This window comes from Streptomyces sp. NBC_00659 (assembly GCF_036226925.1).
Lineage (GTDB): Bacteria > Actinomycetota > Actinomycetes > Streptomycetales > Streptomycetaceae > Streptomyces.
Window position 1 is genome coordinate 623,172 of sequence record NZ_CP109031.1, and the last position, 16,323, is coordinate 639,494.

Annotated in this window: 9 protein-coding genes; 5 read left to right on the forward strand and 4 right to left on the reverse strand. The window is 73.9% G+C overall.

All coding sequences use genetic code 11. The features are described from left to right. Window positions 1-12: 12 nt before the first annotated feature. Both OG410_RS02515 and OG410_RS02520 read right to left on the reverse strand, forming a co-directional pair. A complete protein-coding gene (locus OG410_RS02515) occupies window positions 13-240 on the reverse strand; it encodes a hypothetical protein (protein ID WP_329297561.1) in 228 nt (75 codons plus the stop codon). A 294-nt stretch (window positions 241-534) separates the two neighbouring features. Next, window positions 535-1,332 carry an inositol monophosphatase family protein gene (locus OG410_RS02520; protein ID WP_329297562.1) on the reverse strand — a complete coding sequence of 266 codons (798 nt, stop codon included), beginning with the start codon at window positions 1,330-1,332 and terminating at the stop codon, window positions 535-537. Window positions 1,333-1,514: 182 nt separating this feature from the next. Between OG410_RS02520 and OG410_RS02525 the strand changes: the two genes are divergently transcribed. The 5 genes from OG410_RS02525 (at window position 1,515) to OG410_RS02545 (ending at window position 14,224) form a co-directional block, all read left to right on the forward strand. Further along, the gene (locus OG410_RS02525) at window positions 1,515-2,381 is read left to right on the forward strand and encodes a DUF4132 domain-containing protein (RefSeq protein WP_329297563.1); all 867 of its coding nucleotides are present in this window, start codon (window positions 1,515-1,517) and stop codon (window positions 2,379-2,381) included. Continuing rightward, window positions 2,378-7,282, forward strand: coding sequence for a DNA-binding protein (locus OG410_RS02530; protein ID WP_329297564.1), 4,905 nt, complete (start codon window positions 2,378-2,380; stop codon window positions 7,280-7,282). The genes OG410_RS02525 and OG410_RS02530 overlap by 4 nt, the downstream gene beginning before the upstream one ends. A gap of 113 nt (window positions 7,283-7,395) precedes the next feature. Continuing rightward, window positions 7,396-8,556: an ATP-binding protein gene (locus OG410_RS02535; RefSeq protein WP_329297565.1), complete on the forward strand. Its 1,161-nt coding sequence runs from the start codon at window positions 7,396-7,398 to the stop codon at window positions 8,554-8,556. After that, window positions 8,553-12,194: a vWA domain-containing protein gene (locus OG410_RS02540; protein ID WP_329297566.1), complete on the forward strand. Its 3,642-nt coding sequence runs from the start codon at window positions 8,553-8,555 to the stop codon at window positions 12,192-12,194. The genes OG410_RS02535 and OG410_RS02540 overlap by 4 nt, the downstream gene beginning before the upstream one ends. Next, the gene (locus OG410_RS02545; protein WP_329297567.1) at window positions 12,191-14,224 is read left to right on the forward strand and encodes a hypothetical protein; all 2,034 of its coding nucleotides are present in this window, start codon (window positions 12,191-12,193) and stop codon (window positions 14,222-14,224) included. Before OG410_RS02540 ends, OG410_RS02545 begins: the two co-directional genes overlap by 4 nt. On the opposite strand, the gene OG410_RS02550 is transcribed toward OG410_RS02545, so the two are convergent. Together OG410_RS02550 and OG410_RS02555 are read right to left on the reverse strand one after the other, a co-directional pair. Next, window positions 14,225-14,674 (reverse strand): response regulator, encoded by a 450-nt coding sequence (locus tag OG410_RS02550; protein WP_329297568.1) that lies wholly within the window; start codon window positions 14,672-14,674, stop codon window positions 14,225-14,227. Further along, the gene (locus OG410_RS02555) at window positions 14,671-16,281 is read right to left on the reverse strand and encodes a sensor histidine kinase (protein WP_329304000.1); all 1,611 of its coding nucleotides are present in this window, start codon (window positions 16,279-16,281) and stop codon (window positions 14,671-14,673) included. Before OG410_RS02555 ends, OG410_RS02550 begins: the two co-directional genes overlap by 4 nt. Window positions 16,282-16,323 lie beyond the last annotated feature (42 nt).

Genomic DNA, 16,323 nt, shown 5'->3' on the forward strand with positions numbered 1-16,323 from the left:
GCCTGCGCCTCGTCATGGGTAGAGCATGTCCGAGCCGACCTTGACGACACCGGCCTGCCGCACCGACGCCGGCAGTTCGTCGTACAGCGGTGCCTTGACCATGCCGGACGCCGAGGGCGTGACCTTCTTGGGGGTCTGGTCACCGCAACCGGTCAGGGCCAGGGCGGCGGCGCCCGTGATCGCACCGAGCGCGGTGAGGTGTTTCATCACCGTGAAGCCGCGGACGGCAGGTGCGGTCATGGGCGGGTTCCGCCCGAGGGCGCCCGGAGCGGTCGATCCGTCCTGAGCGCGGACGCCCCGTGGTCGCAACCCCGGGAATCCTCCGCATCCTGCCATCCGGACAGCTCCTCTCAGGTGCCCTGTCGCGTCACAAGCCCGACAAGTGACACCTGCAAGTGATCTTAATTCACTATTAGGGCATTTTGCCGCTTCGTGTGCCAACGCGCCGGACTCCTCGCAGGGTGTCGTTCACGCCTGCGGCCGATTCCTGGAGGGACGGGCCTGCCGTGGTCCTCGCGCTCCGACCGCGTCGGATCAGCGGCGGCTTCCCGTCATCGACATCAGCAGGTCGTGGGTCTCGCCGTCGGCGGCCACCACAAGTCCGCGGCCCGACGGCCCGATCGGGGCGCCGTCGATCCCGGTGACGACGCAACCGGCGGCCCTGCACAGGGCGATGCCGGCGGCGAAATGCACGCTCCCGGACAGGTCGCCGCCGTCCGTCACGTACGCGGCGCGCTTGCCGGCGGCGACCCAGGCCAGGGCCAGCGTCGTGGACACGACACGGGGCCGGAAGCGTTCCACGAAGGCGGACCGAGCCAGCAGGTCCACAGCCCGGAAGCCCGGCGCGCCCGGGAACGGCGGGTCCAGATTGACATCCACGAGCCGGGTGGCGGACGTGGGCACCAGCCGGGCATCGCCGCCGTCCCGCCGCACCCACGCGCTCTCCCCGTCGGTGAAGAAGACCTCGCCGCCGAACGGGTCGGCCACCGCGGCGGCACCGCCGCGCAGCGCCACGTTCACGGCCACCAGCATGGTGCCCACGGCGTAGTTCAAGGTGCCGCACAAGGGATCCACCAGCCACTGGCGCGCGGCCCCCGCCGGGCCCTGCGGCCCGCTCTCCTCGCCGAGCACCGAGTCATCGGGTCGGGCGTCGCGAAGGATCCCCAGGATCGTCCTCTCCGCCTCCACATCGGCTGCGGTCGCGAAGTCTCCGGCGCCCTTGTCGATACGGGTGAGGCGCCGGCCGTACATGGCCCGCACCACGTCCGCGCCGGCACAGGCCGCCGCGGTCGCGACGGCGGCATCGTCCAGCCCCGCATACGAGTTGCTCACGTCCCGCACCATATCGGCGGTGGCTCAGGTTCCGGTGCGGCGGCCGGGATCTGTGGGACTGCGGGGCCGATTGTCAGTGGCCGACGCTAGCGTTCGCTGCATAGTCGCACTCGGCCCGGGACGCACTGACCTGGGTGAACTGTGCTCTCATCTGGTGTTCCTGACGCGAAAGGCTGTGGCTCGTGGGGTGGCTGTCGGCGGGTGACGGGTATGAAGTCGCCCTGGTGGAAGGGCGGGTGGCAGCGCGTGCCACCTCGGGCCGGGCGGCGGGACGGCAGCTGAAATCGCTCCCGCGCGCGCTCAAGGACCACCCTGAGGTGGACCGGCTGCGGCGGTTCGCCGAGTGGCTCGAACGGCATGCCACGGCGTGTGTGGCACAGGCGGATGCGTGGATGGTGTCGTCGCTGCCCGTACCCACGGGGCTGCTTGCCCGGGTGTGGCCCGACGAGGCCTGGCAGTCCGCGCTGCGTGATCTGGTGGTGGTCGGCGACGACCCCGACGACGTGGGTTTCCTGCGTGGCGCCACCGACACGGGCGAACTGCGGCTGGTGAACCTGGACGGCGAGACCGTCCGGATCGCCCCGCGCACGGTCACGCTTCCGCACCCGGTACTGCTTCCGGACCTCGACGATCTGCGCGACTTCGCGGCCGAACTGGGCATGGTGCAGCGCGTCGAGCAGATCCACCGGGCCATATGGCGGCAGCCCGGGGATCTCCGCGCCAAGGCCACCGAGGTGAGGGACTTCGCCGGGGGTTCGTTCCGCTCCCGCTTCGCGCTCGCCGCACGGGCCAGTTCGCTCGGCTACCGCGTGTCCGGGGGGTACGCGACCGCCCGGGTGCGGGACGGCGGACGCAGCCTCGAATCCTCGGTGTGGATCGGGGAGCCGTACTGGGACAGCGAGGTCGAGACCGGGGCGCTCACCTGGCGGGACCAGGACGGCCGCGCCCTGCCGCTGGGCGAGGTGGGACCGGTCGCCTGGTCCGAGGGGATGCGGTTGGCCGCGGCGCTGTACGCAGGCCGCGTCATCGAGGAGGGCAAGAACGCATGAGCGGGGGGACGCAGGTGTCGTACGGGGAACTGCTGGCGGCAGGCGCGGTGCTGCCGCCCGACACGGAGAACGCGGGCGAGCAGGGGGTGCCGCTGACGACGCGGGCGTACCGTCACCCGGGCCTGGACGACCGGGTGGTGGTACGGCTGGTCGCGGGCGAGCTGGGGGAGGCGGAGGACCTGGCTGCCGGGTTCCTCGGCCTGGAGCGGGACACCGAGCCCGTCGTCGTCGGGTTCGGGCCGCGCCAGTCGCTGGGCTTTCCCGAATGGGTGCTGGTGCACCACCCGCAGGACGGACACCACGCGTTGCGCGTGGTGCCGGACATCGAGCGGGCCGCGCGGCAGGTCAAGTCCCGTCCGAAGGCGGCTCTGGACGCCTTCGTGGAACTCGGGGAGCGGCTGGCGGCCTCGGTACCGCACTTCCTGCCGACGTTCTACGAGCAGGCCGGGCGGGTGTTCCTGGCGGAGGAGAACGCCACCTACGCGGCCCAGCTGTTCACCCGTGCCCGCAAGGCCGAGGCGGAGCACGGTCTGCCGGTGCAGGAGGAGCGGCTGGACGCCGTGTTCCTGGAGTTCGCGCTCGCCGGGGCGCTCCCGGTGAAGGTGCTGTCGGCCTACGCCAGGGAGCTGGCGGCACGCGTGCCGGCCGAGGACGCGCTGCGGCGCTTCACGCGGCTGTGCCTGCGCCGCACGGCGGGAGGGCTTCCGCCGTCGGTGCAGATGGCGAACGACCTGCGCAAGCTGGCCCGGGGGGCCGGCCGGGACGCGAACCTCACCGAGCAGGACTACGTGTCCGAGCTCCTCACTCTGCCGGCCACCCTGCGGGCGGCGGCCGGCTGGTGGAAGGGGCACCGCACGGCGCTGGTCGCCCTGGCAGCGCGCGAACCACACGTGCGGGGCGCGCTCCTCGATCTGATGCCCGCCGCTCTCGACAGCGACATGCCGGCGATGTGGCTGGAGCTGCTGGAGGCCTCCGGCGCCACCGCGGGGCTGTGGGACGCCTCCCTGCCCGGGGACCAGCGGCCGCAGGACGGTGCCGCGGGCTGGCTGGAGCGGTTCCTCACCTACCGGCAGCGGGCCCGTTCGTGGCGTGACCCCAGTCGCATGGCCGATCTGTATCCGCTGGCGGAACGGATGGCGGACCGGTTGCGGACCGAACTCACCGCGTCCGGCGCCGCGTTGAGGGTCATCGAAGACGTCGACCTGATCGACCTGCTGTTGTCGCTGGACGTTCCGGTGGCCGCCCCGCGGAAGGGCGACGCGCTGCTGCTGACGCAGTGGGCCCTGGGCGAGGGGTGCCGCGAGCTGGTGTCACTGGCCGCCGACAGCCGCTTCCACCCGGCCTTCCGCCGGGGCGCGGACCGGTTCGCCAACGACGACCAGTCACTGCGGGCGATCGCGCTCCTGGCGGCGTCGCCGGGCGGCGGTCCCCTGCTCGCGGACTGGGTGCGCACGGTCGTACGCCGGTTCACCGCCGTGGGCCTGCCCCAGCTGCCCGAGGCGCTGGCCCGGCTGAAGTGGCTGCCCGCCGAGGCGCTGGCGCTGGCAGAGGACGAGGTGCGCGCCGCCGCCGGCACCGACCTCGCACCGGTGCTGGCGCGCACCCTGCGGGCCGGGCTCTTCGACGAACTCGGCTGGCCCGCCTGGGAGGACGCGGTCGCCTCCCTCGTTCCCAAGGCCGACGTCGAGGACGTGGTCGTCGCCGACGCCTGGCCGCACCTCATCGTGGCCGGGGCCGCCCAGGCGCGGGTGATCGGCGCCGAGGGCACGCTCCTCACCCACGACCTGCGGATCCCGTCGAACGGCACCTGGGGCGATCCGGGCTTCCACCACGTGGACGGACAGCTTCTCGTCTACTGGAACGACCGCAACGACGGTCTGCGCGGCTACTGGCACACCCGTCCCGACCGCCCGCAGCCCCTGGAGGGCGCCCGGAACACCCGGGGCACCAGGATGGACTGGTACCAGGGCAACGGACCGATCACCCTGCCTCTGCCCGGCGGCGGCCGCACGACCGGCGGCGGCGTCCTGCACGCCGGGGACACCACCCTGCCCGAGGAGCGGCAGCTTCTCTGCGACGGCCTCTCGTACTGGGTGTGGAGCGCGGACGGCGGCGCGCACGACTGGCACGAGTACGACCCGGCGACGGGTGAGCATGGCCGTGCGAGCAGGCCCGCGTTCCTCGCCGACGCCCTGCGGGACGCCCCCGAGGGCAGCACGTTCGGTGGTGGCCGGCTGAGCCCGTCGCCGACCACCGGCGCCACCCCTGCCTCCGCGCCCGTGGACGGTCTGGTCGGTCTGCGCGTGGTGAAGCTGCCCGACGGCTCCGTGCGCGCCCAGGATCTGGCCGGACACACCGTCACCCTGCCCGCGGACGTCGGCCGGCCCTCGACGCTGGTGGTCTTCCCCGGTGCCGAGGAGGCGCGGGCCGTCGTCCGCGACAGCTGGCGCCTCTCCATCGTGGACGCCGACGGCGTCGTCACCTCGGTGGCCAAGACCGACCGCGCGCCCGGAACCTTCGGCGAGGGCTCGCTGCTGCTGCCGCCGGTGCAGTACTGGGAGTGTCTGACAGCCCGCGACCCCGAGGGCTCCGCGTCGCTGCGGCACATCGACCGCGACACGGCGGCGGCCCTGCTGTCCGCCGCGGGGCAGGAGGACAAGGAGGTCCTGCCCGAGGCGATCCGTTCCCTCCTTCCGGTCACCCACGGCGCGCTGGTCGCGGGGATCGCCGGTGTCGTACGGCACGCGGGCGGTCAGCAGGCCGTCCTGGACGCGGTGGCCGCCCGGCTCACCCGCGCACTCGACGGCGGCCCGCAGGAGGAGGGCCCGGCCGGACCGCCGGACAGCGTGCTCCTCGACGCGACGAACGGTCTCAGCGGAAGCACCCGCTCCTGGTGGAACCGGGACAACGAGTCCGACACCGTCTTCCGTGCCCTGCGCGAGATGAAGCGGGCGGCCCTGCTCCCCGGCTCCGCCGTGACGGAGGAGGGACCGGCGGCGCTGCTTCACCTCGACGGCCGACGGGTGCCCGTCGGCCAGCCGAGCCTGGAGACGCTGCTCGACCGGGTACCCGCGCTGGCCTTCCGGGCAGCCGCCCGCACCACCCCCGAGGACCATCGAGCGGCCCTGCACGCGCTGCTCGCCGAGTTCGACACCCTGGGTCTGGGGCCGGCCCCCGAGCCCTCGCACTGGCGCAAGGTGGAGTTGCACCTGGGAGCGGGCGTGCTGCGCACCCCGTCGGGCGAATGGCGTGAGGGTGCGTGGAACGGGGTGCTGCCCCTGGGCGACGGTTCGTTCATCGCCGTGGTGGGACGCCTCTCGCAGGATGAGGACGGCTGCGTCTTCGCCGGCTTCTTCCATGATCCGGCCGGGCGCTTCGAGACCCCGGAGCCCTACACGCTGCGGGCATCGGCCCCGCTGGGCGAGGACGGGCACGCGGCCCGGCTCGGCGCGTTCCTCGCGGAGCTGTCCGCGCGCGGACCCGCGCCCTGGTTCCCGGACGCCGCCGAGGAGTTCGCGCGGCTGACGGGCGTCACCGAGACCATGGCCAAGCTGATCGTGGCCGGTCTGCCCCAGGTCGACGTCCACGAACGGTCGTTCCTGACCGCCCAGGCATGCGCGGCCATCGGCGTGAAGGCCGCCGCGGCAGCCGTCGCCAAGGAGGAACTGCAGCAGGTGGATCCGGCGATCCGTGCCGCGGTCGTGGCCGCGCTGCTGCCCGGCGAACCCGCCCGCCTGTGGACGGAGGGACCGGACTGGACCGCCGCGGCCGAGGTCTGGAACAGCAGGTTGGGCCGACGGGCCGCCGTACCCGAGGAGTTGCTCAGCGACGCGGTGCGCGCCTTCAAGCACGGGCAGTGGAACGTCCGCCAGGCACTGCCCGCACTGCTCGACCCGGCCGGTGAGCCCCGGCTCACCCGTGACCTCGAGTGGGCGGTCGACGGTGACCGGGTCCAGTGCGTCGACCGGAGCGCGGCCGGATTCGGCGGACCGGTACTGCTCGGCTTCGTCGGACTCGCGGCCTGGCTCGCCCACCGGCTACCGGCGGGCGATCCGATCCGCGCCGCGCTGCCCGCGGCGCTCGCCGCCGTACGCGACCGGCTGTCCCACCCCGGGCTGATGCTCGACCTCGGGCAGTACGTCAGCATCACCGCCTTCCGGAAGACGGCGGGCGCACCGACCGAGGTCGGCAAGGGCTTCGAGCGGTACGGCGCCGTCGTCCTCGCCACGCACGACGACCAGCCCTCCCCCGCCCTGCGGGTCTCCCTGCTCGACGAGGCGGGCCAGGACCCGTACCTGCCCGCGCTGCGCGTCGACGGCCAGCGCCCCTACCAGGTGGAGGTGGCCCTGCGTCTGGCCCGCTCCGCCCGCTTCGAGGCCCTGCTCGCCGATCCGGGTGACCCGCGGGCGGGCGAGCGGGGCAAGGACGGCACCTGGTGGCCGCAGGACCCCAGCCGCTCCGTGCCGGATCTGGTGACCGAGGCCGCCAAGGAGTACGGCCTCGGGGAGGACGCCGCGGCGCTCTATCTGATGCTGCTCGCCATGCCCGACCCGACGGACCGGATGACGGCCCGGTGGACGGGGTGGAAGCCGGCCCGTCTCAAGGCGGCCCGTGCCGAACTGGCCGCCACCGACCTGGTGGTGGAGGCCAGCCGCACCCGGGCCGGGCGTTCGCTGTTCCTGCCCGGCGGCTGGGTGGTGCCGAGGGCTCCGCGCGTTCCGCTGGAGCAGTGGAAGCGGCCCCTGTACGACGACCTGCTGTGGCAGGAGGAGGCTCTGCTCGCCGTGATCGTGCCGACCGAACCGGTCGCGGAGCTGTACCGAAGGGTCTGGCAGCAGGTCCAGGAGGGCGGCGGGCCCCGCTTCGAGAAGTTCGAGGCGCGACCGGGCCGCCGCCGCTGACCCACCGCAGGGGCCCGGGCGACCGCTCCGGGCCCCGACACCTTCCGCCCCTCACCGCACACGTATTCACCAAACCACTCACCACCGACGTACCTACCGAGCAAGGAACACGCATGACCCCGACCGACACGGCGACGGCCCTTCCGGCGCGGCAGACGCTGCCCGCCGAGGAGCGCCACGCCACCGAACTCGCCTTCCTCGCCGCCCACGACACGGGCCCCCGCCCGCCGGGCTGGCGGCTGACTCCGCGGGCCGTCATCACCTTCGTGTGCGGCAGCGGCGGCGAGCCCCTCGAACTCCCCGGGCGCCACGACACGCTGCCCGGCCGACTGGTGATCGCCCCCAAGTTCGTCGGTGAACGCGCCCTGGTGGAGAGGTGTGTCGTCACCCTCGCCGGAGAACGCGGTCTCCTGCTGGTCGGTGAGCCGGGCACGGCCAAGTCCATGCTCTCCGAGCTGCTGTCCGCGGCCATCTGCGGCACCAGCGCGCTGACCGTCCAGGGCACCGCGGGCACCACCGAGGACGCCTTGCGCTACGGGTGGAACTACGCCCTGCTGCTCGCCCAGGGGCCGACACCGACGGCGCTGGTCGACTCCCCGGTGCTGGCCGCCATGCGCGCCGGGCGGGTGGCCCGCGTCGAGGAGATCACCCGCTGTCTTCCCGAGGTCCAGGACGCCCTGGTGTCGATCCTGTCCGACCGGCGTATGAGCGTGCCCGAACTGGCCGGCACCGAGGACGCCCAGGTCGCGGCCACCCCCGGGTTCACCGTCATCGCCACCGCCAACCTCCGCGACCGCGGTGTCTCGGAGATGTCCGCCGCGCTCAAGCGCCGCTTCAACTTCGAGACCGTGCACCCGATCGCCGACGTCGAGGCCGAGACCGCGCTCGTACGGCGGCAGGCGGTCGCGGCCGTCGAGCGGGCGGGTGCCGCCTTCGGCGTCGACGACGCGGTCCTTGACGTGCTGGTCACGGTCTTCCGTGACCTCCGGGCCGGGCGGTCCGCGGAGGGCTGGGACGTGGAGCGGCCCGGCACGGTCATGTCGACGGCCGAGGCGGTGCAGGTGGCGGTCTCCCTCGGAGTGGCCGCCGCCTACCTTCCCGGGGCCGACACCCTCGATCTGGTCCCCGGTCACCTGCTGGGCGTCGTCCGCAAGGACGACCCCGCCGACCACGCGCGGCTGCTCGGCTACTGGGACGGTCCGGTGCGCCGCCGCGCCGAGGACGGTTCCGCGGTGTGGCGCCGGCTCTGGGACCTGCGGGAGAACCTCCGGTGACGTACACCCAGGATCCACGGGCGGCCCTCGCCGCCCTCGCCGGCTCCGTGGCGCCGTACCTGCTCGGCGTACGGCACCACAGCCCGGCGCTCGCCGCCGCGGTGCCCGCCCTGCTCGACGCGTGCGGGGCGGAGGTCGTGTGCGTGGAGCTGCCCGCCGACTTCCAGCCATGGCTGCCCCATCTGGGCGCGCCGGGCGTGGTCGCGCCGGTCGCGCTCGCCGGGGCGGGTGAGAACGGTCGGCTCGGCTTCTATCCGTTCGCCGACTTCTCCCCCGAGCTGGCCGCGGTCCGCTGGGCGCGGGACCGCGGGGCGGACGTCGTGTGCTGCGACCTGCCGATGTCCGATCCCCTGTGGACCGCGGAGGGTCCCCTCCCGTCGGGTGACACGCGGACCGCGGTCGCCGAGGAGGCGCCCGTCGGTGTGTCCGTCTCCTTCGGGAACGCTCTCGCCGCGTCCGGGACCGGCCGTGACGGTGACGATCTGTGGGACCGCTGTGTAGAGGTACTCGCCCCGGGATCCACCCCCGAGGCGATCCGCCGCGCCGCGCTCGGTGTCGGCTGGGCCCTGCGCAGCGACGCCGAGGCCTCGGGCGGGGCACCGGCGCTGGACCTCGCCCGTGAGGCCCACATGCGCGAGACGATCGCCCGCGCCGCCCATGACGGGCGCCGGGTCGCGGCCGTCGTCGGCGCGTTCCACGCCCCGGCGCTGACGGCGATCGCCGCCGCGCCCGGCACGGCTCCGGGTGTCGCCGACGAGGGGGCGGCGCCGCTGGACCGCAGTGCCGGCACGAAGGATCCGGAGGTCGTCACCTCCCTCGTCCCCTACGCCTTCGATCTGCTGGACTCCCGCTCCGGCTACCCGGCCGGCATCCGGGACCCGCGCTGGCAGCAGGCGGTGTTCCGGGCCGGCGGCGACCCCGAGCGGGTGCGCGACGCGGCCGCCCGAGCGGTCACCGACGTGTGCCGGGAACTGCGAGCGGCCGGGCACCCCGCCGGAACGGGCGAGGCCGCCGAGACCCTGCGGATGGCGGGCGACCTCGCGCGCGTGCGCGGACTCACGGCACCCGGGCGGGGCGAGGTCGTCGAGGCGCTGACGAGCGTGATGGGCCAGGGCGAACCGCTCGGGCGCGGCCGGGCCCTCGCGCGGGCGCTCGAAGTGGTCCTGGTCGGCACCGAGCGGGGCCGGATCGCACCGGGCACACCCCGTTCCGGGCTCGGCCCCTCCGTGGAGGCGGAGGTCGCCGCGCTGCGGCTGCCCGGCCCCGACGACCCCGCGACGCGCGAGGTACGGCTCGATCCGCTCCGCTCCGCCCTCGACGGCCGCCGCGAAGTCCTGCTCCAGCGCCTCGCCGTGTGCGGCGCGGGCTACGGCGAGACCGTGGCGGTGGCCGGTACGGGCGACGCGGCCGCGCTGACGACCCGCTGGCGGGTGTCATGGGCACCGGCCGTCCCCGTACGGCTCGACCTGGCCGGGATGCGGGGCGTGACCCCGGCCCTGGCCGCCGAGGGCACCCTGCGGGAGACCTTCCGCCGGGAGTCCGCGGACGGCGGGCCCACCTGCGCCCACGTCCTCGCGGCACTCGGCGCCGCCGCCCGCTGCGATCTGCCCTCGCTGGTGTCGGAGCGGCTCGCCGACGCCGCCGCACTGTTCCCCGCGACGGCCACCCTGCCCGAACTCCTGGCCGCACTCGATCTGTTGGAGGCTCTGTGCCGCGGCCATCTGCCCGGCACCGGCCCGGACACCCGGCAGGCCGCCGCCGAGCTGGCCACCGATCTGCTGGAGTCGGCGGTCCGCACCCTGCCCGGACTGGCGGGCAGCGACCGGCCGGAGGACACGGCCGCGCTGATCGAACTGGCCTCGCGGGCCGGTGAACACCGCCTCGGACTGCGGATGGACGACGCCCTCGGCACCCTCGCCCGCACCGGCTCACCACTTGTCCAGGGCGCCGCGCTGGCCGCCCGGGTGCTGCTCGACCTCGACGACGCCACCGTCCTCGGCGCACGTACAGCGGGCTGGATCGACACGGCCACCGGCCCTGAGGCGCGGCATGCTCTCGGCCGCCGCCTCGGCGGACTGCTCGGCGGCGCGGCCGCGCTCCTCCAGTCGGCACCGACGGCACTCGACCCGCTTCTCGACCGCGTCGACACCCTCACCGACCCGAACTTCCTCGACCGGCTGCCCGCCCTGCGCGCGGGCTTCGACACGCTCACCCCCGCAGGCCGCGACCGACTCCTGCACACGATCACCGAGCGGCTCGGTGACCGACTCGACCTGTCGCTCACCGCCTCGCCGCGACTCCTCGCGCTGTGGACGGCTGCGGACGCCGCGGGGCGCGCGGCCCTGCACGCGCTGGACCTGCCCGCGGGGACGGACGCCGCTCAAGCGGGGGACCCCGGGATCCGCGCGGTCCCCGGCCGTCCCAAGACGGCCGAGCACCCCGCGTCCGTACCCTCCGCACCGACGCACTCGGCGGCCACAGCCGCCACCACAGCACCGTCCGCCCCGCTCCGGATCACCCCCACCGACCGCTGGCGGCTTCTGCTCGGCCGGGAGACCGACAAGCTCCCGCGGCACGCCCGCCGCTACGCGCACGCGCTCGACGAGCTGTACGGCACCGGCCGCGGTGAAGGCTCCGCCGACCTCGGCCGGGAGGGCGCTTCCCCGGGCCGGGGCGGTGGCCGCGAGGCGTCCTTCCCCACGACCCGCGACTGGGCCGAGGAACTGGAGGCGCTGTTCGGAGCACAGGTCCGGGAGGAGGTGCTGGCCCGCGCCGCCGACCAGGGCCGCAGCGACGTACTGGCCGAACTCGACCCCGCCGCGGTCCGCCCGTCGGTCGATCTGCTGACCTCGGTGCTGTCCCTGGCGGGCGGGATGCCCGAGAAGCAACTGGCCGGCCTGCGCCCCCTCGTACGACGTCTGGTCGATGAACTGGCCAAGGAACTCGCGACCCGGATGCGCCCGGCCCTCACCGGGCTCGCGACGCCCCGCCCCACCAGGCGGCCCGGCGGACGGCTCGACCTGCCGCGCACCCTGCGGGCCAACCTCGCCCACGCACGCCGCACGGCCGACGGACGAACCGTGGTGGTGCCGGAGCGGCCGGTGTTCAGCACCCGCTCGCGCAAGGAGGCCGACTGGCGCCTGATCCTCGTGGTCGACGTGTCCGGGTCGATGGAGGCCTCCGTCATCTGGTCGGCCCTGACGGCGGCCGTCCTGGGCGGCGTCCCCACCCTGTCCACCCACTTCCTCGCGTTCTCGACGGACGTGATCGACCTGACGGACCGGGTCGACGACCCGCTCTCGCTGCTGCTGGAGGTACGGGTCGGCGGCGGCACCCACATCGCGGCCGGGCTCAGCCATGCCCGTTCTCTGGTCACGGTGCCCAGCCGGACGCTCGTGGTCGTGGTGAGCGACTTCGAGGAGGGCTACCCGCTGGGCGGCCTCCTCGGTGAGGTACGGGCCCTGGCGAGTTCCGGGGTGCATCTGATGGGATGCGCCGCCCTGGACGACACCGGCAACCCGCGCTACTCGGTGCCCGTCGCGCAGCAACTCGTCGCGGCCGGCATGCCCGTCGCCGCGCTCAGTCCCCTCGCCCTCGCCCGCTGGGTGGGCGACCGTCTCCGCGGAGATACCCGATGAACGCCGAACTGCCCCTGGTGGCGCCCGATGTGGTCGCCTCCGCCGTGGAGGGCCTGACGAGCAGGCTGCGCAAGAAGCTGGACGCCGCGATCACGTCGTACGCGGCCCTGCCGGTCCTCGCCGACGGCACGGTCCGGCGTGTGCGGTGCGGTGAGGACGCGGAGGTCGTTCTCACCCCGGGCCCGTCCGGCGCCGTCACGGACGCGGGCCAGGTGGTGTGCAGTTGTCTGCTCGCCCCCCGGTGCCTGCACAGGGCCGCCGTCCTCGGTGCCTGCCCACTGGCCGATCCGGACGCCGAAGCGGGGACCGCGGACGACAGCGCGCCGCAGGAGAGCTCCGAGACGGGTGCCGACACGGCCCTCGGCGCTGCGACCACCAGAGCTCCCGTCGCCCCGCGCGCCACCGTTCCCGGGGCAGCGCCCATCGCTGTTCCCGCCGCATCGCCCAGCGCAGTTCCCGGGGTGGCGCACACCGCCGCTGCGACCGCGTCGCACACCCCGGATGCCGTCAACACAGAAGCCGTCACCGAGCCCGGGGAGGCCGTCTCCCTCACCGAGGCCCAACTGGCCGCCGCATCCGACCTGTGGACGGCGGCCGCCGCGCTGCTCGCCGCCGGGGTGCCCGCGGCGGGCGCGGTCCCCCAGGCCGGGTTGCTGCGGGCCGCGCACACGGCCCGGCTCGCCGGGCTGCACCGCGCCGAGGCAGCCGCGCTGCGGGTCGTACGAGGGCTGCGTGGCGCGCGTGCCCGCCATGACGGGCACCGGCTGGCCGACCTCGTCGCACAGGTACGGGAACTGCTCCTCACCACGGCCCTGTTGGGCACGGGAACCCCAGGTCCGGCGCTGATCGGCACCGCCCGCCGCGCCTACCGGCCGGGCGGCAGCCTGCGGGTCCACGGGGTCTGCAGCGAGCCGGTGATCGCCGCCACCGGCTACAGCGGCGTCGTCACCCATGTCGTCTCCGACGACGGACGCTGGTTCTCGGTCGCCGACGTCAAGCCCGGTGGACCGGCTCGTGCCCAGGGCGCGGCCACCGCGACCGTGGCGCTCGGATCGGGAAACCTCGATCACGCCCAGCTCGCCCGTGGGGGGATGCTGATCTCCGGCGCGACGGTGTCCGAGGACGGCCGCCTCGGCTCCGGCAAGGGGGTACGGGCGACTCCGCTCCCCGGTGGGTCGTGGGCCTCGGGTCCGCTCGCCGCGCTGTTCGCCCGTCCGCTCGCCGAAGCTGTCGCCGAGCGGTTGACCGTGGCGCCCGACGCCGACCCGGAGCGCACCGAGCAGGCCGCGCGCGAGCTGGTCGGCTGCGACCTCGTCCTCGTCGGGGCGGCCGGGGATCACTTGATCGCCCGGGAGCTGTCCCCCGGACGGCCGGACACCGAGGGGGTCCTGATGCGGCTGGTCCCGGCCAACGGCCACGCCGGCCTCGCCCACACGGCCAACTTCCGGCGGCTCGCTTCCCGGCCGGGGCTGCGGCTGCGGGTCATCGGCCGTCTGGACCCGGAGCGTGCCGCCACGCTCCGCCCGCTGGCCGTCGCCCCGCTGCCGGGGACCGAGGCGACACTGCGACTGCCCGCGGAGTGGCGGGGCCACGCCGACCTGGGCTACAACCGGCTGGAGGGCGCGCACTTCCCGCCGGCGGATGTCGTAGGGGCCACCACCGTGCCCGGTGCGGACGGACCGGGCGACGAAGCGCCGGACCCGCTGGCGCAGGCGCCGCTGTGGCGGCTGCGGCGGCTGGTCGAGGTCGCCGTGTCGGGTGGCCGCAGAGCCGTCGCGGAACCCGCGCGCGACGGCGATCTGCGCGGGGACTGCGCGGCCTTGCGACGCGGTGGTTTCCCTACGGCGGCGGACCTGGCGGCCGGTCTCACGGCGGAGGCCGACCGGCGCACCCGTGACGTCTTCGGCCGCACCGGTGGGTCCGACCCGGACCGCTACGCACGGGCCTGGCTCGCCGCGGCCGTCTATCTGGCGGGCGTCGAACGGGCCTTGGTGCGGGCCACCTGGCAGCCGGGGGCCGCCGGTTCCTGATCAGCCGTTCTGCCGTGGCAGGCGCACCACCTGGACGAAGAAGTCGTCGATCTGGCGGACGGCCGCGATGAACTGGTCCAGATCGACCGGCTTGGTGACATAGGCGTTGGCGTGCAGTCTGTAGCTGCGCAGGATGTCCTCCTCCGCCGCCGAGGTGGTGAGGACGACGACCGGGATGTGGGACAGGGCCGGGTCCGACTTGATCTTCTCCAGGACCTGGCGGCCGTCGTACTTGGGCAGGTTGAGGTCGAGGAGGATCAGGTCGGGCCGTGGTGCGTCGGCGTGGGCGGCGCGCCGGTAGAGGAAGTCGAGTGCCTCCTCGCCGTCGCGGACCACGTGCAGGTTGTTGCCTATCTTGTTGTCCTCGAACGCCTCCCGGGTCATCAGCTCGTCGCCCGGGTCGTCCTCGACGAGGAGGACGTCGATGGGGGTGCCGGCGGGAGTTGTCATATCAGGGCCCTGTCCTCGGTGCTGTCGTGAACGGTGTCCGCCGTGTCGGTGGACGGGATGGTGAAGCAGAAACGCGTGCCGTCGGTGTGGTCCGTGTCGATCCAGATGCGGCCGCCGTGGTATTCGACGATCTTCTTGCACAGCGCGAGGCCGATGCCTGTTCCACCGTAGGCATCGCGGGCGTGCAGCCGCTGGAAGATGACGAAGACCTTGTCCTCGAACTCGCCGGGGATGCCGATGCCGTTGTCGGTGACACAGAAGCGCCAGGAGCCGGAGTCCTCCGGGTCTCGCTCACAGGTGATGCGGATGTGTGGCGGGTGGTCGGGGCGGCGGAACTTGACGGCGTTGCCGACCAGGTTCTGCCAGAGCATCGTGGCCAGGGTCGGATCCCCCACGACCTGGGGCAGTTCGTCCGGCCGGTCGATGCGGGCGCCGCTTTCGGTGACCGAACTCTCCAGATTGGCCAGTGCCTTGCTGAGCGACTGGTCCAGGTCGACGGGAAGGCGGGCGTCGTTGACGCGGCCCACGCGGGAGAAGGTGAGCAGGTCGTTGATGAGGACCTGCATGCGTTTGGCGCCGTCCACGGCGAAGTCGATGTACTGCCGTGCGCGGTCGTCCAGTTGGTCGCCGTAGCGCTTCTCCAGCAGCTGGCAGAACGAGGCCACCTTGCGCAGGGGTTCCTGGAGATCGTGGGAGGCCACGTAGGCGAACTGTTCGAGTTCGGCGTTGGAGCGGCGCAACTCCACCGCCTGCGCGTCCAGGTCGGCGGTCTGCCGGGTGAGGATCTCCCGCTGCTCGCGGGTGGAGCCCAGCTCGGCGACGATCCGCTGGCGCATGTTCTCGACGTCGCCTGCCACGGCGGTGAGGTCGACGGGCCCGCCACCGGTGATGGCATGGTCGAAGTCGCCCTGCGCCACCCGGCGTGTGGCGATCCGCAGGTCGTCCAGCGGGCGTGTCACCAGGACGCGGATCAGGATCGTCAGCACCACACCGGTCAGCAGGAACACGACGACCATGGCGATGAGCACCGCGTCGCGGACCTTCCGCGAGGACTCCAGCTGGTCTCGGCCCTCCTCGACCGCCGTCACCAGTCCGGCGATCTGCTGGGCCGACGCGCCGCGGATACGGTCGAAGGACTTCTTGCCGCGTTCGGCGGTCGCGGAGTCGATCGTGCGGGGCTCGCCCGGTGTGACGCCGTCCACGAGGGGTTCGGCGTAGGCGCGCCGCCAGTCGGCCGCCCGCTTCTCGACCGTCTCCAGTTCGCGGAGCAGTTCGGGTCGGTCACCGATGAGGGCGCGCATCCGGGCGACGGCGCGGGCCTCGTCCTTCCGGCCCTGCACATACGGCTCCAGGAACCGGCGGTCGGCCGCGATGGCGTACCCGCGGATTCCCGTCTCCTGGTTCACCAGGGCCGACTGCAGCCGGTAGGCCTCCGTCTGCGCGGGCTCGACGTCCATGAGCAGATGGTCGGTGACCGAGGTCGTGCTCCGGAGAAGCCCCGCGCCGATCCCCGCGCCCACGACCACCAGCAGCGCCATGAACGCCAGTACCAGCCTGATCCAGCCCTGTACCGTCAGCCGTCGTCCGGCCCACCGCCCGCCGGTCATGTTCCGTGTCCCGTCCTCGAAGTCACTGTTCTCCCGTACGTT